This window comes from Herbaspirillum sp. SJZ107 (assembly GCF_006715485.1).
Taxonomy (GTDB): Bacteria; Pseudomonadota; Gammaproteobacteria; order Burkholderiales; family Burkholderiaceae_D; genus Telluria.
This window is the reverse complement of record NZ_VFNH01000004.1, coordinates 203,268-226,747: the sequence shown is the minus strand read 5'-3', so window position 1 is coordinate 226,747 and position 23,480 is coordinate 203,268. Positions and strand designations below refer to the sequence as shown.

19 protein-coding genes are annotated in these 23,480 nt (G+C 66.0%); 6 read left to right on the top strand and 13 right to left on the bottom strand.

Annotated features, from left to right (window positions below; all coding sequences use genetic code 11):
* Positions 1–3: 3 nt before the first annotated feature.
* Together FBX97_RS24050 and FBX97_RS24045 are read right to left on the bottom strand one after the other, a co-directional pair.
* Complete coding sequence (locus FBX97_RS24050; RefSeq protein WP_141837458.1) at positions 4–786, bottom strand: alpha/beta fold hydrolase; 783 nt, start codon at positions 784–786, stop codon at positions 4–6.
* The gene (locus FBX97_RS24045) at positions 783–1,559 is read right to left on the bottom strand and encodes an SDR family oxidoreductase (protein WP_141837456.1); all 777 of its coding nucleotides are present in this window, start codon (positions 1,557–1,559) and stop codon (positions 783–785) included. Before FBX97_RS24045 ends, FBX97_RS24050 begins: the two co-directional genes overlap by 4 nt.
* A gap of 178 nt (positions 1,560–1,737) precedes the next feature.
* Between FBX97_RS24045 and FBX97_RS24040 the strand changes: the two genes are divergently transcribed.
* On the top strand, positions 1,738–3,414 hold the full coding sequence (locus tag FBX97_RS24040) for an electron transfer flavoprotein-ubiquinone oxidoreductase (RefSeq protein WP_185748726.1): 1,677 nt from the start codon (positions 1,738–1,740) through the stop codon (positions 3,412–3,414).
* 95 nt (positions 3,415–3,509) lie between these two features.
* On the opposite strand, the gene FBX97_RS24035 is transcribed toward FBX97_RS24040, so the two are convergent.
* The 5 genes from FBX97_RS24035 to FBX97_RS24015 all read right to left on the bottom strand — a co-directional run bounded on the left by FBX97_RS24035 (position 3,510) and on the right by FBX97_RS24015 (position 6,141).
* Positions 3,510–3,926, bottom strand: a complete 417-nt coding sequence (locus FBX97_RS24035) for a hypothetical protein (RefSeq protein WP_141837455.1) — start codon at positions 3,924–3,926, stop codon at positions 3,510–3,512.
* 39 nt (positions 3,927–3,965) lie between these two features.
* On the bottom strand, positions 3,966–4,421 hold the full coding sequence (locus FBX97_RS30280; protein ID WP_141838120.1) for a metallophosphoesterase family protein: 456 nt from the start codon (positions 4,419–4,421) through the stop codon (positions 3,966–3,968).
* Positions 4,422–4,426: 5 nt separating this feature from the next.
* Positions 4,427–4,711: a DUF378 domain-containing protein gene (locus FBX97_RS30275; protein WP_141837453.1), complete on the bottom strand. Its 285-nt coding sequence runs from the start codon at positions 4,709–4,711 to the stop codon at positions 4,427–4,429.
* 121 nt (positions 4,712–4,832) lie between these two features.
* The gene (locus tag FBX97_RS24020) at positions 4,833–5,486 is read right to left on the bottom strand and encodes a DUF882 domain-containing protein (protein WP_141837451.1); all 654 of its coding nucleotides are present in this window, start codon (positions 5,484–5,486) and stop codon (positions 4,833–4,835) included.
* Between the two features lie 124 nt (positions 5,487–5,610).
* Positions 5,611–6,141, bottom strand: a complete 531-nt coding sequence (locus FBX97_RS24015; RefSeq protein WP_141837449.1) for a GNAT family N-acetyltransferase — start codon at positions 6,139–6,141, stop codon at positions 5,611–5,613.
* Positions 6,142–6,352: 211 nt separating this feature from the next.
* Here FBX97_RS24015 and FBX97_RS24010 point away from each other — a divergent pair, with 211 nt between their 5' ends.
* From FBX97_RS24010 to FBX97_RS24000, 3 genes are all read left to right on the top strand, one after another.
* Positions 6,353–7,375: a sulfate ABC transporter substrate-binding protein gene (locus FBX97_RS24010; RefSeq protein ID WP_141837447.1), complete on the top strand. Its 1,023-nt coding sequence runs from the start codon at positions 6,353–6,355 to the stop codon at positions 7,373–7,375.
* Between the two features lie 372 nt (positions 7,376–7,747).
* Positions 7,748–8,725, top strand: coding sequence for a serine hydrolase (locus FBX97_RS24005; protein WP_370457333.1), 978 nt, complete (start codon positions 7,748–7,750; stop codon positions 8,723–8,725).
* Between the two features lie 90 nt (positions 8,726–8,815).
* Positions 8,816–9,244 (top strand): hypothetical protein, encoded by a 429-nt coding sequence (locus FBX97_RS24000; protein ID WP_141837443.1) that lies wholly within the window; start codon positions 8,816–8,818, stop codon positions 9,242–9,244.
* 6 nt (positions 9,245–9,250) lie between these two features.
* Here the strand turns inward: FBX97_RS24000 and FBX97_RS23995 are convergent, their stop codons facing one another.
* From FBX97_RS23995 to recC, 5 genes are all read right to left on the bottom strand, one after another.
* On the bottom strand, positions 9,251–9,886 hold the full coding sequence (locus tag FBX97_RS23995; protein ID WP_141837441.1) for a hypothetical protein: 636 nt from the start codon (positions 9,884–9,886) through the stop codon (positions 9,251–9,253).
* Between the two features lie 103 nt (positions 9,887–9,989).
* Positions 9,990–10,850: a flagellar motor stator protein MotA gene (motA, locus tag FBX97_RS23990; RefSeq protein WP_141837439.1), complete on the bottom strand. Its 861-nt coding sequence runs from the start codon at positions 10,848–10,850 to the stop codon at positions 9,990–9,992.
* 86 nt (positions 10,851–10,936) lie between these two features.
* Positions 10,937–12,946, bottom strand: coding sequence for an exodeoxyribonuclease V subunit alpha (gene recD / locus FBX97_RS23985; protein WP_141837438.1), 2,010 nt, complete (start codon positions 12,944–12,946; stop codon positions 10,937–10,939).
* Complete coding sequence (recB, locus tag FBX97_RS23980) at positions 12,943–16,638, bottom strand: exodeoxyribonuclease V subunit beta (protein ID WP_141837436.1); 3,696 nt, start codon at positions 16,636–16,638, stop codon at positions 12,943–12,945. Before recB ends, recD begins: the two co-directional genes overlap by 4 nt.
* On the bottom strand, positions 16,635–20,081 hold the full coding sequence (gene recC, locus FBX97_RS23975) for an exodeoxyribonuclease V subunit gamma (RefSeq protein ID WP_141837434.1): 3,447 nt from the start codon (positions 20,079–20,081) through the stop codon (positions 16,635–16,637). Before recC ends, recB begins: the two co-directional genes overlap by 4 nt.
* Positions 20,082–20,254: 173 nt before the next feature.
* Between recC and FBX97_RS23970 the strand changes: the two genes are divergently transcribed.
* Both FBX97_RS23970 and FBX97_RS23965 read left to right on the top strand, forming a co-directional pair.
* Positions 20,255–22,324, top strand: coding sequence for a prolyl oligopeptidase family protein (locus tag FBX97_RS23970; protein WP_141837432.1), 2,070 nt, complete (start codon positions 20,255–20,257; stop codon positions 22,322–22,324).
* Positions 22,325–22,444: 120 nt separating this feature from the next.
* Positions 22,445–22,717 (top strand): helix-turn-helix transcriptional regulator, encoded by a 273-nt coding sequence (locus FBX97_RS23965; RefSeq protein ID WP_185748725.1) that lies wholly within the window; start codon positions 22,445–22,447, stop codon positions 22,715–22,717.
* Here the strand turns inward: FBX97_RS23965 and FBX97_RS23960 are convergent.
* Complete coding sequence (locus tag FBX97_RS23960; protein WP_141837430.1) at positions 22,692–23,423, bottom strand: LuxR family transcriptional regulator; 732 nt, start codon at positions 23,421–23,423, stop codon at positions 22,692–22,694. The genes FBX97_RS23965 and FBX97_RS23960 overlap by 26 nt on opposite strands.
* Positions 23,424–23,480 lie beyond the last annotated feature (57 nt).

Here is a 23,480-nt window from a genome sequence, read left to right as displayed (position 1 = left end):
TCGTTAGGGGGCGGTGCCCGCACTGCCCTCGCCGCCGCCGATGATGGACCCGACGATACGGCAGAAATTCCGCGGATCCTCGAGCATCATCATGTGCCCGGTCTTCGGCTGCACCAGGATCTGGCGCGCCGCCGCCAGCACCCATTCGGGCACGTCCCAGCCAGCGGCCGACTGTTCGCCGCCCAGCAGGTACAAGGGCGTATCGCGCACCAGCACGCGCCGCACCAAGTCGAGCCACTCGGGCTTGCCGGTCTCCGCGACGGTCGAACGCGCCATGCGCTGCACGGTCGTGTACGGCTGGTTGCTGAGGATGTCCTTCGCCCAGGCGATGCGTTCGTCATAGGCTTCGATGCCGCTCTTTTCGAGCCAGGCGGCGGGTGCGTCTTCCATCGCGCCGTACTCGGCCGCCCACTCTTCCTCGCCGAGCGCGGCGATGCGGGCGCACCAGAAGGCGTCGCGCAGCGTGAAATTGCCCTCGACGCTGATCAGGCCGCGCACCAGCTCGGGCACGCGGTCGGCCACCATCATCGCCACCGCGCCGCCGACGCTGTGGCCGAGCAGCCAGGCCGGCTGTTCGACCTCGTCGCGCAGGTAGTGCGCCAGCGCGTCGGCCTGGCCAGGCAGGTCGATGCCGGCTTCCTCGCTGCGGTGGCGGCCGTAGCCGATCATGTCGGGGGCATGGACGTCGATGCCTGCCAGGAGCCGCGCCGGCGCGAAATAATCGATCGGCCCGAGCAGGCCGTGCACCATCAGCAGCGCAGCGCCCTTGTTTACCGTACCGGTCATTGCGCCGTCATGCCGTCGTCGGCAGTGATGATGGCGCCGTTGATGAAGTGCGCTTCCTCGGCCGCCAGCAGCAGCAGCAGGCCATCGAGGTCTTCCGGCTTGCCGGTGCGGCGGCGCGGCAGCATTTCGATCAGCTTCTTGCCCTGCTCGGTGTCGAAGTAGTCCTCGTTCATCTCGGTGGCGATGTAGCCGGGGCAGATCGCGTTCACGTTGATGCCGTAGCGGCCCCACTCGACCGCCATCGCCTTGGTCATCTGCACCACGCCGGCCTTGCTCATGCAATACACGCCGATCTGCGGCAGCACGCGCAACCCGGCCACCGACGCGATGTTGACGATGCGGTGCTGTTTTTTCGGGTCGCCCTTGGCGCGCTGGATCATGCGCCTGGCGGTCTGCTGGGCCATGAAGAAGGCGCCGCGCAGGTTGGTGTCCATCATGTAGCCGTAGTCTTCCTCGGTGACGTCGAGCAGGCGCTGGGTGGTCGAGACCCCCGAATTGTTGACCAGGATGTCGATCGGCCCGACCTCGGTCTCGGCATGCGCGATCGCCGACTTGATGCTGGCGAGGTCGGTCACGTCGAGCGTCACCACGTGGGCGGCGCCGCCGTCGGCCTCGATCTCGGCACGCAATTCCTTGAGCCGCTCGAGGCGGCGCGAGGCCAGTACCACCTGGGCGCCGGCGCCGGCCAGCGCCTTCGCGAAACGGGCGCCGAGCCCGCTGGAAGCGCCGGTGACCATGGCGATCTTGCCTTCGAAATTGACTTCGATTCCCACGTGGGTCTCCCTTAGCCGAACGTTATTCTGTTGCGAAGACATTATGATTGCACACTTCGCCTATTTCACGCGGTTTAGATTGCCGCATCTAATACATGCCCTACAATAGCGCACGGCGTTGCAATCGCGAGTAAAAAAGTGCACACTCGTGCTTAAATTTTTTCAACACTAGATAATAATGACTCAGCCCAACAACATCCTCGAACAATACGGCCCGCGCGAGGCGATGGAATACGACGTCGTGATCGTCGGCGGCGGCCCGGCCGGCCTGGCAAGCGCGATCCGCCTCAAGCAGCTCGCCGCCGAGAAAGGCCGCGAGGTGTCGGTCTGCGTGCTGGAAAAAGGCGGCGAGCTCGGCGCCCATATCCTGTCGGGCGCGGTGATGGACCCGCGCGCGCTGACCGAACTGTTCCCGAACTGGAAAGAACTGGGCGCTCCGCTCAATACTGCGGTGACCGAAGACCGCGTGCTGTTCCTGACCGAGACCAAATCCTACGCCACGCCGTCGTTCATGGTCCCGAAGATGCTGACCAACCACGGCAACTACGTGATCTCGCTGGCCAACGTGGTGCGCTGGCTCGGCCAGCAGGCCGAAGCGCTGGGCGTCGAGATCTTCCCCGGCTTCCCGGCCGCGGAAGTGCTGTACAACGACGACGGTTCGGTCAAGGGCGTGGCCACCGGCAACATGGGCGTGAACCGCCACGGCGAGCCGACCGACGCGTTCCAGCTCGGCATGGAACTGCATGCCAAGTACACCTTCTTTGCGGAAGGGTCGCGCGGCCACCTCGGCAAGCAGCTGATCGCCAAGTACGACCTGAACAAGGGCAAGGACCCGCAGACCTACGGCATCGGCATCAAGGAACTGTGGGAAATCGACCCGGCCAAGCACCAGCCGGGCCTGGTGGTGCACACCGCCGGCTGGCCGCTGGACAACAGCACCTATGGCGGCTCCTTCCTGTACCACCTGGAAAACAACCAGGTCGCGGTCGGCTTCGTGGTCGGCCTGGCCTACCAGAACCCCTACCTGTCGCCGTACGAGGAATTCCAGCGCTACAAGACCCACCCGGCGATCCGCGGCTTCTTTGAAGGCGGCAAGCGCATCTCGTACGGTGCGCGCGCCATCACCGCCGGCGGCCTGCAGTCGCTGCCGAAGTTCGTGTTCCCGGGCGGCGCCCTGATCGGCTGCGATGCCGGCTTCCTCAACACCAGCCGCATCAAGGGCAGCCACGGTGCGATCAAGACCGGCATGATGGCCGCCGACGCCGCCTTCGCCGCACTGGGCGAGGAACGCCAGCACGACGAACTGGCCAGCTACCCGGCCGCCTTCGAGCAGTCCTGGCTGCACGAAGAGCTGCACGTGGCGCGCAACTTCAAGCCGTGGATGAGCAAGGGCCTGTATCTGGGCACCATCATGACCGGCATCGACCAGATCCTGTTCAAGGGCAAGGCGCCGTGGACGCTGCGCCACAAGCACGCGGACCATGAATGCCTGCGTCCGGCGTCCGAGTTCACCCCGATCGTGTACCCGAAACCGGACGGCAAGCTGACCTTCGACCGCCTGTCCTCGGTGTTCATCTCGAACACCAACCACGCCGAAGACCAGCCGGTGCACCTGACGCTGAAGAACCCGAACGTGCCGGTCGAGGTCAACCTGGCCCGCTATGCGGGTCCGGAATCGCGCTACTGCCCGGCGGGGGTGTACGAGTACGTGAAGACGGATGCAGGGGGTGACCGCCTGCAGATCAATGCCCAGAACTGCGTGCACTGCAAGACCTGCGACATCAAGGATCCGACCCAGAACATCGTCTGGGTGACGCCGGAGGGTGGCGGCGGGCCGAATTACCCGAACATGTAACGTGTAATCAATAAAAAACCGGCGCCTTGGGCGCCGGTTTTTTATTACTGTAATTTTTTATTACTGTAATTATCCGTACCGGCAGCGCTGCCGTCTCAGTACAGGCGCCGCCCGTGCTTGCCGAAGTTATGCCCGGTCACGATCAGCGAACTCTCGACCAGCGTCGACAGGCCCAGCAGCAGTTGCACCAGCTTGTCGTCCGGCAGCACCCAGATCTGCCCTTCCGGCTGGCTGGCGTTGGTGGCGGCCATGATCAAAGGTGCGACCCAGCTGGCGTCCGGCTCGACGTCGAGCAGGATGGCGTCGGCCGTGGTCTGCATGTAGATGTCGCCGCCGACCGCAAGGCGGAAGCGTACGCCGACCCCGGTCTCCTGCGGCTGGATCAGTTCCAGCATGGTCTGGTTGTGCTCGGCGATCCACAGCTCGACATCCTGCGGCGTCTCCAGCGGGGTCCAGGGTACCGGGCGGAAGCGGGGGCGGTCGGTGGCGTTGTCGCGGGCGTCTTGGCTCATGGTGTGGCGCTATCGGAATGAATGGAAACGGCGCGTATGCTACACCAAGGTCACCAGCTTGACCGCAAGCTCGCCGTTTTCGATCGACAATTCTCCGGCGGAGATGGGCAGGCTGAAGCGCCGCCGGCCGGCGCTGCCCGGGTTCACGTACAGCACGCCGCCGCGTTCGGTGCAGGACGGCTTGTGCGAATGCCCGGCGATCACCACGCGCACGCCGGCCGCTGCCGGATCGAGCTCGAGGGTTTTCAGGTCGTGGATGACGAACAGCCCCACACCGCCCAGTTCGAGGCGCGCGGTTTCCGGGATCGAGCGCGCCCAGACGGCGGTGTCGTTGTTGCCGCGGACCACAGTCAGGGGCGCGAGCGTGCCGAGGCGTTCGAGGATGTCGGGTCCGCCGATATCGCCGCCATGGACGATGTGGTCGGACCCGGCAAGGAAGTCGAGCGCCTCGGGACGCAGCAGGCCGTGGGTGTCGGAGATCAGTCCGATCCTCAGCCGCGTCAATGCCGTGGCCGGCTCATCTTGGCCGCGGTATAGATCGAGTACAGTGCCGCGATGCCGACCAGCACGTAGACCAGCCGGGTAGCCGGGCTGCCGGGACCGAACAGGGTGGCGACCACGTCGACGTCGAACAGGCCGACCATGGCCCAGTTCAGGCCGCCGACGATCAGCAGCGCCATCGCGATATAGTCGACTGCCGACATGGCCGAGTGCCCTTCGCGCGCGGCCGCCCGCCGTTCCGGCAGGTGCCGCCGTTCCATGGTTGGTGCATTTACGCTTGCCATCTTCACCTCCATTACCAATAAGATCAGGTCGGAGCGCCATACGCTCCTCCATCTCAAGATAGCAAAAAGATGTGAAAATGCGCGCCGCTTATCCATCCGGAATGGAAGCTTGCAGGCCGGCTCAGCCCTTCCAGGTACGATTCAGGCCGGTATCGGCATGGATCCAGCCGCCTTTCGGGCCGCCGCGGTAATAGAAGCCGACGCCGCCCTTGCGGAAACTTTTTACCAGGCCGCCCAGCACTTCCTCGGTCAGGCCGGCAATGCGCACGTCGGCCGCCTTGCCCGACATGTGCAGTGACTGGCGCGCCGCGGGCACGCCCTGCTCGATCAAACGGCTGTTGGAGGCCGGGGTGCGGTAGCCGGACAGGATCTCCATCGGCTTGTCGAGGCCGTAGCGCGCGACGAAGGCCTGCGACGCCCACAGGGTCTCGAGCAGCTTGGGGTCGATCGGGATCGATGACTTGCCATTCACGTCGCGCAGGATGTGGCACAGTTCCTGGTACGCGGAATCGATCACCTGGCCGTCTTTCCAGTACAGCACGTTGGTGCGCTCGCCGCTCTGCGGGCGGATCACGGACAGGGTGCGCGGCTTGGCCCAGAAGTCGGCGTCGACCACCTGGGCGTCGAACAGGTCGGGCGGCGGTTCCACGCCGACGGCATCGGAAGTCTGGGAAGCGCCGGCACGCGCGGCGCGGGCATCGATCAGGGGCACGGCCACCAATCCGGCGGCGGTCAGGCGCAAGCCCTGGTGTAGGAAGTCTCTGCGGGAAGCCATAACGAACTCATCATTTTAATGCGCGTACTATATCGCAACGCACAAATGGATTGAAGACGTGTTCGTTTCAGTTTGTATTACAGAATGTTTCACGCAACACTGAATACGCACTAACTGACGTTAATCAATTATTGCAGTTGCAAAAGCGTTTGCGCGCTGGCGGCTCCACCGCATCCAGCTGTTTCCACAGGAAATCGCATTCGAGGCCGAAGCAGGCTTTGTCCTTGCCCGCATTGACGTAGCCGTGGCGCTCGAAAAAGGCGCTGGCCGAGGCCGGGCTGTGCATGTGCAGCTTGCTGATGTTCCAGGCGCGAGCGCGGGTTTCGACGGCGGCCAGCAGTTCACTGCCGATGCCGCTGCGCAGGCGGCCGGGCTCGACGTAGCACAGCGCCAGCTTGCCGGCCGGCGTCAGCAGCGCCAGGCCGACGAGCTGTCCTGCCTGCTCGGCGACGACGGCGTAATTGCTGGAGGAGGCAAACCAGGCCGACACGTTTTGCGTGGTCTTGTTGCCGAGCCAGGCCTGGAGCAGCTCGGGACGCTGGCTGTGCTCGGCCGCGCAGCCCTGCTCGATCGAGTGGCGCAGCAGTGCGCAGGCTGCTGTCGCGTCGTCTGGTGTCGCCTGGCGAATGTCAATACCGCAAATCTGATTACCCATGAACTTCTGACGTCAAATACGAGCTGGTAGGACACTTCTGCGAGGTCCGACAAGCCGGACTATAACCCAAACGGGAACTCTCTGCTTTGGCACGGCCCGCCAGCCCTGGCGGCAGAATCGGACGTTTAAGCATATGATGAAAATGTACTTTTGTTTTGCCTTGCCATAACGGATGATCCAGCCTTCTTATCAAGGTATGTACGGGACCCACATGAAGACACTGCATTTTTCTCCATTGCGCCGCATCGTGCTGGCGCTTGCACTCGGCACGGCGGCCGCGTCCGCGGTGGTGCCGGCCCAGGCCGCCGAGGTCGAGCTGCTGAACGTGTCGTATGACGTCGCACGCGAGCTGTACAAGGACGTGAACCCGGCGTTCATCGCGGCATGGAAAAAGAGCAGCGGCGAAACCGTCACTATCAAGCAGTCGCACGGCGGTTCCAGCAAGCAGGCCCGTGCCGTGGCCGACGGCTTGCCGGCTTCCGTGGTCACCATGAACCAGGCAAACGACATCGACATGCTGGCCGACCGCGGCCTGGTCGCCGCCGACTGGGCAAAAAAATTCCCGAACAACGCGGCCCCGTATTACTCGACCATGGTGTTCCTGGTGCGCAAAGGGAATCCCAAGCAGATCCGCGACTGGGCCGACCTGGCCAAGCCGGGCGTGCAGGTCGTGATCCCGAATCCCAAGACCGCGGGCAATGGCCGCTATACCTACCTGGCCGCCTGGGGGTCGGTGATCAAGAAAGGCGGCAATGAAGCGCAGGCGCGCAACCTGGTAGCACGCATCTTCAAGAACGTGCCGGTACTGGACGGCGGCGGCCGCGCAGCTACCACGACCTTTACCCAGCGCCAGATCGGCGATGCGCTGGTCACCTTCGAAAACGAGGTGAATCTGGTGCGCGCCGAATTCGGCAACAACTTCGAAGTCGTGTATCCGGCAATGTCGGTACTGGCCGAATCGCCGGTGGCAGTGGTCGACAAGGTGGTCGATCGCCAGGGTGTGCGCAAGCAGGCCACCGCTTACCTGAATTTCCTGTATTCGGAAGCCGGCCAGGCGATCGGCGCCAAGCATTACATGCGCGTACGCAACGAGAAGGTCATGAAACAGTTTGCCGCGAATTACAAACCGATCCAGCTGTTCACTGTGGATGAGGTGTTCGGTGGCTGGCGCGCCGCACAGAAACGGCATTTCGACGATGGCGGCGAATTCGATAAGATTTATCAAAACAAATAATGGATTCAATCCGGCATTCACCAGGATGCTGAATTGGACATAAATGCTGTATATATATACAGCATTATCTAAAGCGAACTGTTCTTGAGGGGATTTTTAACCACTCATCAATAATTTCTTTGCAGAATTTCCCTGTATAAATAAGGCCTTGCGACAACGCGAGGCCTTTTTTCTTGTAGAATCTTGCCGTTGATTTTGATTTCCTTTGAGCGACATTGTTATATGTCCATCGGCATGTAATCAATCAATGGAAAATTCCCAAGTAGCTTGCCGCTACTGGTGATTCGTTTGATGTTCCGCCGCCGTCCGGCGCCCGACCATTAACCCGTACCCTATTCATACATGATCAAAAAATTCATTGCTGCCGTATTGATGACGATTTCCAGTGCGGCCGCCCTCGCCGTGCCGTTCGGATCGCAATCGGTGCTGGTGGTGGAAGACGATACCGGCAAGGTGCTGTTCGAAAAGAACGCCTCGACCGTTGCCCCGATCGCTTCCCTGACCAAACTCATGACCGCCATGGTCGTGCTCGATGCCCACCAGGACATGAACGAGCCGATCGAAATCGAAAAAAGCGACGTCGACGTGCTCAAGCACAGCTCGTCGCGCGTACCGGTGGGCGCCACCATCCCACGCCGCGACGTGCTGCAGCTGGCCCTGATGTCGTCGGATAACCGCGCCGCCGCCGCCCTCGCCCGCACCTATCCGGGCGGCACCGAGGCCTTCCGCGCCGCCGTCAAGCGCAAGATCATGGCGCTCGGCATGACCCAGACCGTGATCGAAGAGCCGACCGGCCTCAGCCCGCATAACCAGTCGACCGCGGCCGACCTGGTCAAGATGGCGACCGCAGCCTCGAATTACGGCGAAATCACCCGCATCACGACCTCCTCGGATCACCTGATCAACATCAAGGGCCGCGAAGTCGAGTACCACAACACCAACCGCCTGGTCGGCGCCAAGGGCTGGGACATCGGCCTGTCGAAGACCGGCTATACCCAGGAAGCGGGCCGCTGCCTGATCATGCGCGTGAAAGCCGCCGGCAAGAACGCGACCATGGTGCTGCTGAACGCCGGCGCCTCGTCGGTGCGCCTGCTGGATGCGCTCAACATCCGCCGCCACGTGCTGAACGACGAAATCTCGGTGGCGACCGCCCCGGCCCGCGCCACCCGCGTGCGCACCGCCGCCGCCGGCCCGCGCATCAAGGCCGCGCTGCGCGCACCGCGCATCAAGAGCGCACTGGCCGGCCCACGCATCAAGGTCAGCGCCGGCGGTGTCCGCGCCAAGGCGTCGAGCGGCCGCGCCCGCAGCAAGCATGTGGTGGTGGTGACGCGCCACCGCCGTCATCGCTGATTGCAGGAGCTGTACTGTATATATGTATAAAAAAGCCGGCTGGGGCGACCCAGCCGGCTTTTTTCAGGGCGCCGTGGTAAGCTGCCGGCCATGCAAAAAACCGTCAACTACCTTCACCTTCTCCCCGACGGCAGCCTGCCGCACATGATGGACAAGACGCCCTTCATGGCGATCCTGGTTGCCGACGAGGAGGTGTCGCAGATGTGGCTCTGGGACACCAGCCGCTGGCTGGTGGAAGCCGGTTGCCGCGTACTGCTGGCCTGGGGCAAGGATGCGGAAGTCTGGAGCGAAGCGGTCGACGACGCCGCGGCCGAAGCCCTCGACGCCGCAACTCCCGAGGATGCCGAAGACCAGGCCGTGGTCACCACCTCGCACGAGGACGAGGAGCTGGAAGAGCTGTTCTGGTTCGCGCGCCACCGTGCGGCGCATCCGGCCCTCACGCTGAACAGGACGCTGATCGTGCACGTGGCCGCCGGTCCGCGGCGCGAGGAACTCGAAGCCGCCTGGGCGGCGGCTTGAGACGCATCAGCTCTTGTTGAAGCTCGGCTGGAACGGCACCGCCGGTGCGGTGCATTGCCTGACCGGTTGCGGCTTGGCGTCGTCTTCCGTGCGCAGGTAGCACTCGTCGAAGACGGAACAATAGCAGGCCGAATACGCGATCTGGTCCATCTGCCGGTGCAGCGCCACGAATACGGGACTCGAGGTTGCCGGTTCGGCCCAGGTGAACATCGCGACCTCGCCGCCGGCGCGCACCAGCGATCCATCGATGCCGCCACGCGTGTCCATCTGGTTCACATCGTCGCCCTGCCACCCCTTGCAGCAGGCGTCCAGCAGCTCGGACAGGTTGCGCATGGGCTTGCCCTTGAACTTCAACTCGACCCACTCGATGCGCGCCGGCCCGATACCGTTATTCACCAATTCGTATTTCACCTGGTACTGGTGGCGATCGGTTCCGGGCAGCGGCGTTGCCGACATGTTCGAACGCATCAGCTCCAGGTAAGGATAGCTGTTGGCCGCGACCAGCTTCTCCATCGAATGCGCCGAGTGCAGGCCCAGCCACAGCGATACCAGCGAGACGATCGTCGCCGCCACGCCGAGGATGACGTCGAGCCAGCGCACGCCGGTGCCGTGCGGGTGGTGGTGATGGCTTTCGTGTTCCAACAGCTTCTCCCTTGCCGAACATCAGCGACAATGTGCGAAAAGGAAGAGCATAGCAAATGATTCTTGCCAAATAATCACACTTTATTGCAGGGCCGCTGCCGCGTCAGCGCGCCTTCAGCTGGCGCACATGCCCTTCCAGCTCGGCAAAGGTCGGGCGCTCGGTGGCGGAAATGACCTTGCGCCCGAACTCCACCGCAATCGCCGGCGCATAACCGTTCATGCTGGCCAGCAGCGTCACCTTCACGCACTGCAGCGCCTTGGCCACTTCCTGGTGGCGCCGGTGCAGCAGACTGGACAGCGGCGCGACCAGTCCATACGACAGCAGGATGCCGAGGAAGGTGCCGACCAGTGCCGCCGCGATCAGCGCGCCCAGCTCGGCCGGCGGCTTGCCGACCGACCCCATCGTGTGCACCACGCCCATCACCGCGGCAACGATGCCGAAGGCCGGCATGCCGTCGGCCAGCTTGTGGATGGCCTGCACCGGGATATCGGCGTCTTCGAGGTAGGTCTCGATTTCGTTGTCCATCAGGTTCTCGACCTGGAAGGCGTCCATGGTGCCGGACACCATCAGGCGCAGGTAGTCGGTGATGAACTCCATCAGGTGCGGGTCGGCCGCCACCAGCGGGTACTGGGCGAACAGGGCGCTGGCCTCGGGGTGGTCGACATCGCGTTCGAGCGACATCAGCCCTTCCTTGCGTACCTTGGTCAGCACGTCGAACAGCAGCGCCATCAGCGCCATGTAGAGTGCGCGCGTGTAGCGCGAGCCGCGGAACAGGGCCGGGATGCTGTGCCAGGTGAGGTACAGCGCCTTGCGGTCGTTGGCGATCACGAAGGCGCCGAGCGCGCCGCCGAAGATCATCAGCAGTTCATACGGCTGGAACAGCGCAGCCAGGTGCCCGTCCTGCAGCGCGAAGCCGCCGAATACCGCCAGCAGCACGACGACGAAACCGACAACGACCAGCATGAGCGCTCCCCGGTTTGATTTCCAGCGAAAACTTTATCACTATTGCCACATGGAAATCAAATAATCGGTTTGCCTCTTGCGCCCCCTTAATGTCCTGTGTCCCCTTGATGTCCTGTGCCCGCTGATTGCCGCGCTTCGACCATGCCGCGCAAACCGCTGGCGCGGTGAGTGCGGCGCAGGATCGCCTCGCCCAGCACCGCCGTGCCCGGCGTGACCAGGGTGAAGCGCCGGCTGGCGCGGGTGATGCCGGTGTAGACCAGCTCGCGCGCCAGCACCGCCCCGCCCTCCTTCGGCAGCGCCAGTACCGTGTGCGCGAATTCCGAACCCTGCGACTTGTGCACCGTCATCGCGTACGCGGTCTCGACGTGGCGCAGGCGCGTGGCCAGCACGCTCCTGACCTTGTCGCCTTCGAGGAACCAGACCCGCAGCGAGTCCGGGCGCGCCGGATCGGGCAGGGTCAGGCCGATGTCACCGTTGAAGACGCCGGTACCGTAGTCGTTGCGGGTCACCATCACCGGGCGCCCGACGTACCAGTCGCCGCCGCGCCGGATCAGCCCCGCGTGGTCGAGGCGTGTCTCGATCGCCGTGTTCAGGCCTTCGACGCCCCACTCGCCCTCGCGCACCGCACAGAGGATGCGGAAGCCCTCGAAGCTCTGCAGCACGGCGCGCACCCAGTCTTCGTGCGCAGCGGCGCCGGGTCCCTTGCGCAACAGCTCCAGGTACGGACGGTAGCCGTCGCCGGCCAGGGCGATCACGTGGTGCTGGTGGGCGTGCTCGATCCAGCTCACCTCGCCCTCCGGCCCGCCGGCGCGCAGCACCCCGAGCGCCGCCTCGACGTCGCCGCGGTTGACGGCCAGCGCCAACTGTCCGATCGGCCCGCCGAAGCGGCGGCTGTGGCGCAGCATCACGGTCTGCTGGGCCAGCGCGCCGCCGTCGCCGGCATATTCCGGCGGAATGGTCTCGCCGCTGGCCTCGGCCACGTAGGCCAGGGTGTCGGCGTCGTAGTGGCCACCCTGGGCGTCGTGGCACAGGTCGCCCAGCACGGCGCCGGCTTCCACCGACGCCAATTGATCCTTGTCGCCCAGCAGGATCAGGGTGGCGCCCGGCGGCAGCGCGTCCAGCAGCGAGGCCATCATCTCGAGGTGGACCATCGAGGCTTCGTCGACGATCAGCACATCGATGTCGAGCGGATTGCCCTTGTTGTGGGCGAAGATGCGGGTGTCGGGGCGCGCGCCCAGCAGCGAGTGCAGCGTGCGCGCGGCGCCCATGCGCGCGGTCAGTTCGCGCAGCGGCAGCGCTTCGCCGACGCGCTCGGCCAGTTCCCCCAGCGCCTTGTCGATCGACTGCTTCAGGCGCGCCGCGGCCTTGCCGGTCGGCGCCGCCAGCGCCACGCGCTGGCGCGCGGCATCGGGCGCCGTCGCGAACAGCAGCGCCAGCAGGCGCGCCACCGTGTAGGTCTTGCCGGTGCCGGGGCCGCCGGTGATGATCGCGACCGAACCGCGCAGCGCGATCGCGCAGGCCAGCTTCTGCCAGTCCGGCCCGTCCGCGGGGTTGCGCGCGCGCGGGGAGACGAACAAGACGTCGAGCCAGGTGCGCACCAGGCGCGCGTCGACCGGGTGGCGTTCCCGGGCGCGCTCGCGCACTGTGCGCGCGACCAGGGTTTCGTCGCGCCAGTAGCGGCGCAGGTAGAGGCGCGTATCGCGCTCGGCGCCGGCCAGCACCAGCGGCTGGCCGTAGTCGAAGCTGTCGGCGGCGTGCCACACCGGCTCGCAGGCGGCCAGTTGCGCGGTCCAGCCCTTGACGCTCTTCGGCACCGGCTTGGCGGCCTTGGCCAGCGCCTTCCAGTCGTCCTCGGCCCAGCCCAGCAGCCCGGCCGGGTCGTCGACCAGGTCAGCGACCAAGAGGCAGCTGTGGCCGCGCCCCTCCAGCTCGGACAGCACCAGCGCCGCCAACAGTACCGCCGGTGACCCAGCGCCGAGCGTCGCCACGAAGCGCGCAAAGGCGCCGGACAGGCGGCGCAGTTCGCCGGCCTCGGTCAGGCGTTCGACTTCCTGCCAGAAGGCGGCCTGGGTATCGATTGTGAGGTCGGCGTTCATCCGTTCATTCCTTCGCCCAGCAGGCGGTCCAGGCCATCGAGCAGTTCGAGGTCGGGCTCCAGCAGGTAGCAGCCATGCGTGGCCGGGTTGGCGATCCCGCGCAGGAACAGGAATACCGCCCCGCCCAGCTGCTCCTCGGGCCGGTAATCGTTGCCCAGGCGCGCCCGCAGCAGGCGGTGCACCGCCAGCATGTAGATGGCACCCTGGATGTCGTAGCGGTGCCCGGCCATGCCGGACGCCATCGCCGACCTGGTGTAGGCGGCGTCGCCCGGCCCGAGCGCATTCGACTTGTAGTCCAGCACCCAGTAGCGGCCATCGGCCTCGAACACCAGGTCCATGAAGCCCTTCAGCATGCCGTGCAGCTGGCGCTCCGGCAGCACCGGACGCTGCACGTTGCCGAGCAGGCGCTTGCGGCACAGGCGGTCGAGCGCGCCGACGTCGAGCTGGCGGCTGGGGAACCAGAATTCCATCTCGGCCAGCACGCGGCTATCGTGCATCTGCGCAGCTTCGGACAGTTCCGCCAGCGAGGCTTCCAGCGGCGGCAGGGTCGTGGTGGCGATCGTGCGCAGCCAGGCGATGGCGTCCTCGCGGCGGTTGGCCCAGCCGGCACGCTCGATCCGCTGCGTCAGCTGCAGCAGGAAGTTCTCGTCGTCGATGCGGTGGAAGCCCTCGGTGGCCATCCACTCGAGGCGCTCGTGCAGGAAGTTGCCGGGTCCGGCGCCGCGCGGGAAGCGGTGCCAGGGCGCGTCGTCGGCGTGCAGCACTTCCACCGTGCCCGGCTCGGCCTCTTCCATCAGGTTTTCTTCCTGGGCGCGCTGCGGCGGCGCCACGGTCTGGCGCGTCAGCGAGGTGAAGGAGCCGACCGCCCAGTTGCGCTCGAAGGCGGCGCGGTAGGCCGGCGCTTCCATCAACGCCGGCCGCACGTCCTCGCGGCGCAGCACGGTGCAGCCCTCGGGCGCGTCCAGGGTGTGCAGTTCGATACCCTCTGCCTCTCCTCGCACGCTGTCCCAGCGTTCGCGCATGCTGGACGCCATCACCGGCTCGCCGCCGGTCAGCAGGTAGCCGAGCGCCGATTCGTGCAGGCGGTTCTCGCCCTTGCGCCCGGCCGCCACCGCGGCCACGCCCAGCCACAGGAAGTGGCGCGCGCGCGTCAGCGCCACGTACAGCAGGCGCAGGTCTTCTTCGAGGCGCGCGCGGTCGACCGCGGCCAGGGCTTCGTCGCTCAGGGCCAGGTCGATGCGGCGCTGGCCCTCTTCCACGTATTCGAAAAAGGCGCGGTTGCGGCGGTCGGTCTTGCGCGCAGTGACCGCGAACGGCAGGTAGACCAGCGGGTACTCGAGTCCCTTCGATTTGTGCACCGTGACCACCTTCACCAGCTCGGCGTCGCTCTCCAGGCGCAGCACGCGTTCGTCGCCCCCTTCGCCCATGCCCTCGATCTGTTCGGCGAACCAGCGCACCAGCGCCTGTTCGCCATCGAGTTCGCGGCTGGCTTCCTGCAGCAGCTCGGCCAGGTGCAGCAGGTTGGTCAGGCGGCGCTCGCCGCCGCCCAGGCCCAGCAGCTTGGCCGGCAGCCCGAGTTCGTGGATGAAGCGGCGCAGCATGGCCAGCACGCCCTGGCGCTGCCAGGTCTGGTGCAGGGCTTTCAGCTGCTCGACCCGGCTTTCCCAGGCCTGCTCGTCGCTGGCCAGGCGCGCCAGCTCGGCCAGCGGCAGCGCGCAGGTGGCGGTGGCAAAGGCGGCGCGCGCCAGGGCGCCGTCCAGTGGATTCGCGACCGCCTGCAGCCAGCGCAGCACGTCGGCAGCTTCCTCGCTCTCGACCACCGAATCCTGGTCGGAGAGGTACACGCTCGGCACCTTGCGCCGGGCCAGCGCGCGCCGGATCGCGGTCGCTTCGCGGCGGTCGCGCACCAGGATCGCGATATCGGCCGGCATCAGCCGCTCGAAATTTCCTTCGTCGTCGGCGAATCCGACGCGCGCGTCGTTCAGCAGGGTGACGATGTGCTCGGCGCAGTGGTGGGCGAAGAAGTCGCGGTAATCCTCGGTGCGCAGGTCGTCGCGCTCGGTGGCGGCCACCGCCAGCGCCTGGTACGGGCCGTCGACGCCGACCAGCTGCTGGCGGCGGCCGGCCGCTTCGACCGGTTCGAAAGGCAGCGGGTTCTCTTCTCCGCTCTTGAACTTGAAGGCGCCCGCGGCGTAGCCCTGTTCGGCGTAGTGGAACAGGCGGTTGACCGCCCCCACCAGCTGCTCGGTCGAGCGGTAGTTGGTGCCGAGCTGGTAATGGCGGCCGGTGGTGGCGCGCCGCGCCGACAGGTAGCTGTGGATGTCGGCGCCGCGGAAGCCGTAGATCGACTGCTTGGGATCGCCGATCAGGAACAGGCCGCGCGCCGGGTCGTTCGCCTCGACCCGGTACAGCAGGTCGAAGATGCGGTACTGGTCGGGCGAGGTGTCCTGGAATTCGTCGACCATCGCCACCGGGAACTGGTCGAGGATACGCTTGCGCAGCGCTTCGCCGTTCGGACCTTCCAGCGCCTCGCGCAGGCGCACCAGCATGTCGGCGAAGCCGAACTGGCGGTTGCGGCGCTTGAGGTCGGCCATGCGGCGCGCGATCTGGCCGGCGGCGTGGCGCAGCAGCGCGTGCGACAGTGGCGCGATGGCCTGCAAGCCTTCCTGCAGCGCGCACGTATGGTCGAAGCACTCGGGCACGTCGGCGCTGAAGTCCTTGCTGTACGCATCGGCGATACCGTCCGGAGTCAGGCGGCGCCACGCGGTGTCGGGCAGGTCCGGCAGGTGGCGCGCCGGGTCGGCGGCCCAGCTGCGCAGCGCCTCGAACCACTTGACCAGCGAATCGGGCCGCATCTTGTTGCCGTTGAAGGCTTTCGGATGGCGCTCGCGTTGGGCCGCGATCCAGCTTTCCATCGCGTTCGCGCGTTCGCCCCAGCCGTCCTTCAGGCGCGCCAGCTCGGCTTTCTGTTCGCGCTCGATGCGGGCGATCAGCGCGCCCAGCGGCTCCTCGCTCACGCCGCCAAGACTGTCGGCACGCCCGACCAGCTCGCGCACCGCGCGCTTGAGCAGTTCGACGTCGGCAAAGGCCGACAGCAGCACCTTCAAAGCCTGGCCATTCAGGGGATACACCTGCTGGCGCCAGTAATCGTGGGCGGCATCCTCGAACAGGCCGCGCTCGTCGCTGACCAGTTCCTCGTCGAACAGGCTGCCGCTGTCGAAGGCGTGCTCGCGCAGCATGCGCTGGCACCAGGCGTCGATGGTGAAGATGGCCGCTTCGTCCATGGTCTCGGCGGCCAGCACCAGGCGGTGCGCGGCGCGTTCGCGCTCGGCATCGTCGAGGTAGCTGTCGGCCAACGCCTCTAAATAAGGATCGACGTGTTCCGCCTCGCCGCGGAAGTAGGCCGCGGCCTGCACCAGCCGCTCGCGCACGCGGTTGGACAGCTCGCGCGTGGCGGCGCGCGTAAACGTCATCACCAGGATCTCGGGCGGCAGCAGCGGGCGCACGAAGGCGCTCGGCTCTTCCGGCTCCTCCCAGAGGCCACCGCTGTCGTCGTCGCCTTTCGTGCCATGGCCGAGGACCAGGCGCAGGTACAGCGCGGCGATGGTCCAGGTCTTGCCGGTACCGGCGCTGGCCTCGATCAAGCGCGAGCCGTGCAGCGGGAAGTTCAGGGCGTCGAGGAGCTGGCTCATGCCTCGCCTCCTTCGAAACGGGTCACCGTCACGCCTTCGTCCAGCCAGGCCACCAGCGGCCCGTACAGCGCCTCGGCCACGTCGGGCCAGCCGCCGGCCGCGCGCAGCAGCGCGAATTCCGGCCACAGGCGCGCCAGGCAGGGGTCGTCCACCTCGCCGGAGAGTTCGAAGCCGCCGTCATAGGTTTCGCGCGGGTCCCCCTCCTGCAGGTGGGCCAGCGCGGTCTTGCAGGCCACCGGCAGCGGATGGTCGAGGTTGCGCCGCCACAGCGCGGCCAGTTGCCGCAGCGTGGCCAGCGCCACGTCCTGCGCGATCGGCGCCATCTCGACGATGCCGTCGCGCGCCACCAGGTAGCCGGTGACCGCTGCATGGTCGCCGGCCGCGGCACCGGCCGCCAGTTGGCGCAGCCACGGTCCGATCAGCTTGTCGCCGCGCGGCGCGCCCTTGCGGTCGAGCACCTTGGACGAGATCTGCATCAGCCACACGCTGCGTTCGTCGCTGCTGCGCAGGCGGTCGATCCAGTCGTCCAGCATGAGCGGAGCGCCGCCCGTCCCATCGAGATCCAGGCTGACCGCCAGCTTCGGCGCCGGCTGCGGATAGCGCGCCCCCAGCGCCAGCCAGGCGGAGCGCACCGGCACCAGCTCGTCGACCAGCTGCTGCTGCCACTGGCGCCCGATCAGGCCGATCGGCAGCACGCCTTCGCGCGCCAGGCGGCCGGCGCGCGTGGCCAGTACCTGGCGCACCTCGTCCTGGGCTTCCTGGGTGCCGCTGTCGTCGAGCAGCGTATCCTCCAATAGATAGCGCTCGAGCGCGTCGAGCGAAAACGGTTCCTCGTCCTCGCCCACCACTTCGAGCTGGCCGAAGTTGACGCCGAGGCGGCGCCGGAAGAAGTAGCGCGCCGGCTGGCGCAGGAAACCGGCCAGTTCGCCCAGCTTGAGGCGGTAGTCGGGTTCCAGTTCGTAGGGCGGCAGCCCGCTGTCCTCGATCCTGGCCTCGCCCGCATCCTCCTCACCGCCCTCGCCGCCTTCGAGCTCGCGGTGCGCCGAGCGCCATTCGCCGGCATAGGTCAGCAGGCCGCCGCGTTCGAAGTAGCGGCGCGAGAACGGCTGCAGCGCATGCACCGTGGTCAGCATGCCGACGTCCATGTGCCAGCCGGCCGCGAGGTAATCGCGCAGCTGCGACACCAGCACCGAGGCCGGCTGCTCGGTGTTGTCGCGCACGTTGCGTCCGACCCAGCTCACATACAGCTTGTCGCGCGCGGCCAGCAGCGCTTCCAGCATCAGGTAGCGGTCGTCGTCGCGGCGCGAGCGATCGCCCGGGCGGCCCATCCCCGGCATCGCCAGCAGATCGAAGTCGGATTGCTGGGCGCGGCGCGGGAAATCGCCGTCGTTCATGCCGAGCAGGCATACCACGCGGAAGGGCACGGCGCGCATCGGCATCAGCGTGCAGAAGGTGACGCCGCCGGACACGAACTGGTGGGTCAGCGCCGGCTGGTCCAGCTCGCCGAGCCAGGCTTCGCGCATCACCGCGAGCGGCACCGGTTCGTCGAACAGCGCGTTCTCGCAGATCTCGAGCCAGCATTGCAGCGCTTCCTCGAGCTGGTGCAGCATCCGGCGGTCGTCGTCGTCGGTGGCGCGGAAGAAGCGCGCCATCATCGCGCGCGCACGGGCGCCCCACTCCATCGGCCGCAGGTTGCCGTCGAGCTGCTCGCGCCAGGCCAGCAGCGCCTCGACCAGCTCGGCCAGCGAGCCGGCCAGCGCCGCATCGAGTCCGCCCACTTCCGCATACGGCTCGATGTCGTTGAAGCTGGCCCCCTGGCCGGTGGCATAACCCAACAACATGCGCCGGATGCCGAACAGCCAGGAATTCTGCTCGCCGGCCGAACCCAGCCCGAGGCCGGCGCGGTGGCGCGCATCCAGGCCCCAGCGCACGCTGGCGCCTTCGATCCAGTGGCCGAGGATGGCCAGGTCGTCTTCCTCGATGCCGAAGCGCTTGGCCACCGCCGGCACGTCGAGCAGGTCGCGCACCTCGCTCTGGCGGCAGCGCTGCTGCGGCAGCCGCAGCAGCCATTCGAGCGCCACCAGCAGCGGATTCACGCTGCGGTCCTTGACGTCGCCGATCTCGAACGGAATGTAGCGCGGGTCATTCCTCTTGTGCTGGTCGAACACGGCGTGGATCGCGGCCGAGAAGGTCTCGATGTCCGGCATCATGACGACCACGTCGCGCGGACGCAGGGGCTCATCGCGATCCTCGGCGAACCATGACAGCAACTGGTCGTGCAGCACCTCGACTTCGCGCTGGGCGCTGTGGGCAATGTGGAATTCGATCGAGCGGTCGTCCGGCGGCGGCGCTTCAAAGGCATGCTCGGCCAGCGGCACCAGGTCGCGGATCGCGCCCTGCACCTGGTTCAGCAGACACGCGCCTTCCTCATCGGAGAACAGGTCGACCCGCATGTTGGCGAATTTGCTCGCTTCGCCGTTGTCGAATTCGTCCAGCATGCGGATGAAGTCGCGCCCCTGCCTGCCCCAGCTGGCCAGCAGCGGGTGGCAGTGGGCGTGCATCTGTTCCGGCGGGATGTCGGCCAGGCTGGTGCCGTTCTTGGCCACCTGGCGTTTATAGGCGGCGCGCAGCAGCTCGCGCCCCTCGCAAATGTCGCCCCAGTAGAACTGGCAGGGGTTCGGCACCGCCAGCAGCACCTGGGTGTAGCGCGACAGGCCGGCTACCGCCTGGATGGTCTGGTACGGCAGCGTCGACATCCCGAACAGCACCACGCGGCGCGGCAGGCGCTGCACCGGCTGGCGCGCTTCCTCGACCGCGGCCATGAACTGCTGGTGGATGGTGGCGCGGCCCGACCAGCGGCGCTCCGGCGGCATGCTCGCGTGGATCTCGCGCCAGAGCTGGGCCTGCCAGCACTGGTCGGGCGCCAGCGGCACCGGCTCGCCGCCGGGACGGCGCAACTGGTCGCGATTCTCCGCCCAGTCGGTCAGCCAGTCGGCGCGGTAGACCTGGTACTGGTCGTACAGGTCGGCCAGGCGCTCGGCCAGCTGCAGGCGGCGCTCGGGGTCGCCGTCCTGCAGGAAGTGGCGCAGCGGTTCGAACTTCTCCTTTTGCAGGAGCTCGGGCAGCAGGCGCATCAGGCGCCAGGTGAGCGCATCCTTGTCGAAGGGCGAGCGGCTCGGCACCCGCTCCGGACCCAGCATGCCGCGGTAGGACTGCCACAGGAAGCGCGCCGGCAGCGCCACGCGGGTGGCGGCGCACACGCCCATGTCCTCGGCCAGCGCGATCTTCAGCCATTCGGCGACGCCGTTCGACTGCACCAGCACGATTTCCTCTTCCAGCGGCCCCAGCGGGTGGTTGCGCAGCCAGTCGAAGACGGCGGCGCGCAGCAATTCCATCTGGTTGCCGTGCAGGATGAGGAGGCCGGGGGTGATCGCGGAAGGCATGGTGATGAGCGTGGAGTGGACGCCCGAAGGATACTACTTATGACAAGGCGGCGGTAGAGTGTCATGCCGGGCGGCAAGCTCGACGATACGACCCTTCTTGCATTGCAATGCGGCAACCACCCGGTTGTTGTTAAGATGGCGTCATCAAGTCATTATCGAGAACAGGATCCATCATGCAAGACCAAACCGCGCAAGGCCAGCTGCCAGGCCAGGACCACGACGACCCCAACCTGTGGCTGGAGGAAGTCGCCTCCGACGAAGCCCTCGGCTGGGTGCGCGAACGCAATGCCGAGAGCGAACAGGAACTCACGGCCCGGCCCGGCTACGCCGCACTGCGCACGCGCCTGAAGACCATCCTCGATTCGAAGGAGCGGATTCCCTACGTCGGCTGCCACAACGGCCTGTTCTACAATTTCTGGCGCGATGCCGAGCACCCGCGCGGCATCTGGCGCCGCACCACGCTGGACAGCTACCGCGAGGCCGAGCCGCAATGGGAAACCGTGCTCGACCTCGACCAGCTGGCGCGCGACGAAGACGAGAACTGGGTCTGGGCCGGCGTCTCGACGCTCAAGCCCGACGGCATGCGTGCACTGGTCTCGCTGTCGCGCGGCGGCGGCGATGCCCACGTGGTGCGCGAATTCGACCTGGCCAGCCGGCAGTTCGTCGCCGGCGGTTTTACCCTGCCGGAAGCCAAGAGCAGCACCGCCTGGATCGACGTCGACACCCTGTTCGTCGCCACCGACTTCGGCGAAGGTTCGATGACCAGCTCGGGCTACCCGCGCATCGTCAAGGAATGGAAGCGCGGCACGCCGCTCGAGGCCGCCGCGACCGTGTACGAAGCCGAGCCCGACGACCTGTCGGCCTCGGCCTGGCACGATCCGACGCCCGGCCACGAGCACGACTTCGTGCAGCGCCAGATCGGCTTCTACAGCAGCGAGATGTTCCTGCGCCGCGGCGGCCAGCTGGTCAAACTGCCGAAACCCGACGATGCGAATGCCTTCACGGTGCGCGACCAGGTCGTGGTCGAACTGCGCTCGGACTGGACCACCGGCACCACCACCTGGCCGCAGGGCAGCCTGCTGGCCATGGACTTCGAACGCTTCATGGCCGGCGAACAGGCCTTCGAGGCGCTGTTCACGCCGAGCCCGACCATGTCGCTGGACGGCGTGTCCGCCACCCGCAGCACGATCCTGCTGACCATCCTCGACAAGGTCAAGAACCGCATCGTCGAACTGACCCGCAGCGGCCAATACTGGCGCACGCGCGACATCGCCACGCCGGGCATGGGTGCGCTCGGCATCTCCAGCGTCGACGAATTCGACTCCGACCAGTACTTCCTGACCGTCACCGACTTCCTGACGCCGAGCACCCTGTACCTGTGCGAAGCCGGCAGCGCAAGCGTCAGCAACGCGCGCCAGCCGCTGAAGGCGATGCCGGCCTTCTTCGACGCCAGCCCGTTCACGGTCAAGCAGTTCGCGGCAAAGTCGAAGGACGGCACCATGGTTCCCTACTTCGTCGTGATCGGCAAGGATGCCCAGCCGGATGGCAACAGCCCGACACTGTTGTACGGCTACGGCGGCTTCGAAGTGTCGCTGACGCCTTTTTACAGCGGCATCACCGGCGCCGCCTGGCTGGAACAGGGCGGCGTGTATGTATTGGCCAACATCCGTGGCGGCGGCGAGTTCGGGCCGCGCTGGCACCAGGGCGCACTGAAAGACAAGCGCCAGAATGCCTTCGACGACTTCATCTCGGTGGCGCAGGATCTGATCCGGCGCAATATCACCAGCCCCCAGCATCTCGGCATCATGGGCGGCAGCAATGGCGGCCTGCTGGTCGGCGCCGTGCTGACCCAGCGTCCGGACCTGTTCAACGGCGTGGTCTGCCAGGTGCCGCTGCTGGACATGCGCAGATACCATCAGTTACTGGCAGGTGCATCCTGGATGGGCGAATACGGCGATCCCGACGATCCGGCCGAGTGGGACGTGATCCGCCAATATTCGCCTTACCAGAACGTATCTGCCGAAAAACAATATCCACGCGTCTTTTTCACCACGTCTACCCGCGACGACCGCGTTCATCCCGGTCATGCGCGCAAGATGGCGGCGCGGATGCGCGAACAGGGCCATGACGTTTTGTACTGGGAAAACACCGAAGGCGGCCATGCCGGTGCAGCCAACAATGAGCAAACCGCAACAATGTGGGCATTAACTTATACATTCTTATTGATGCAGCTCAAACGTTAAACTTGGTTACAAAAGCCGCAGTATTTACATGCCTACGGGAACTAGCAGTATTGCTAGGACTCGAAATGAATGATGCATGGAATACTTGTTTCTCACACATCTTTCCATGGAGGAGCGGCGATGGCTAATGATTTCGTTACCGAAGCAAGCCTGCGAGAACCGTTTACCGGCGCAGGCATAAAACCACTGGCGCCAGCGGCGCTCTCCATCCATGACCTGAAAAAGTACCGGGTCAGCAAGCGCGAAAGCCAGGAGAAATTCTGGGGCCGCTTCGGGGTCACGCAATCGAGCGGCAGCCGTTTCGAAACCGGTCTGGCGATTCCGGCACCGGTGGCCCTGCTGTTGAAGCTCTACGTCAACGGCAAGCTCAACGATGGTGATCTTCTGGGGTAATCAAGCCGAGGGAGATCGCCCTCACCACCGCCTGTTGCCGAGTGTTGACGTTGAATTTCTGCCTGATGTTACCCATGTGGAAATTCACCGTCGCCTCGGAGCAGCCGGTAATCTTTGAAATTTCCCACGACGACTTGCCCACCATGACCCAGTTGAGCACTTCGAGCTCGCGCGGGGTCAGGCGCGGCGCCACTTCCTGCCCCGTCTGCGGGGAAAACCGCACCCCGGTTGCAAACGCGTAGTCGCGCACCAGCGCCAGGTCGGACAGGCTGGCGTTGGCATGGCGCGTAAATGTCCCATCCGCCGCTGCGCCGGTGGCAAACGTCAGCATCCCGAATTCCCCATTCGGTCCATGGATCGGAAAACTGACGCCGGCACGCAGGCCGTGGCTGCAGCTTTCCTCGTACAGCGTGCGCTGGGTCTGGCTGCGGAACAGGTCCGGCTGCCATACGATCGGCAAGGTGCTGGCCAGGCAATGCGTGACGGCCGGATCGACATAGGCGTAGCGCTCGGCATCGTAGCGCTCGCGCCAGGCACTCGGATAATTACTCTGTATAAAGGCATTGTCCAGGCGCGCATGGCGCGAGCCGGACATACCGAACAGCACTTTCTCGAAACCGTAGCGCCGGCCGACGCCGAACAGCGCTTCGCCCCAGCTCGCGGCCGTTTCCCGATGCAACAGCTCGTCCAGTTCTGCGCCTGTCATGTGTCCCCCGGGCTATTGATGTAACGACAGCTAGTATGCTAGTTGAGTTGTAACCAA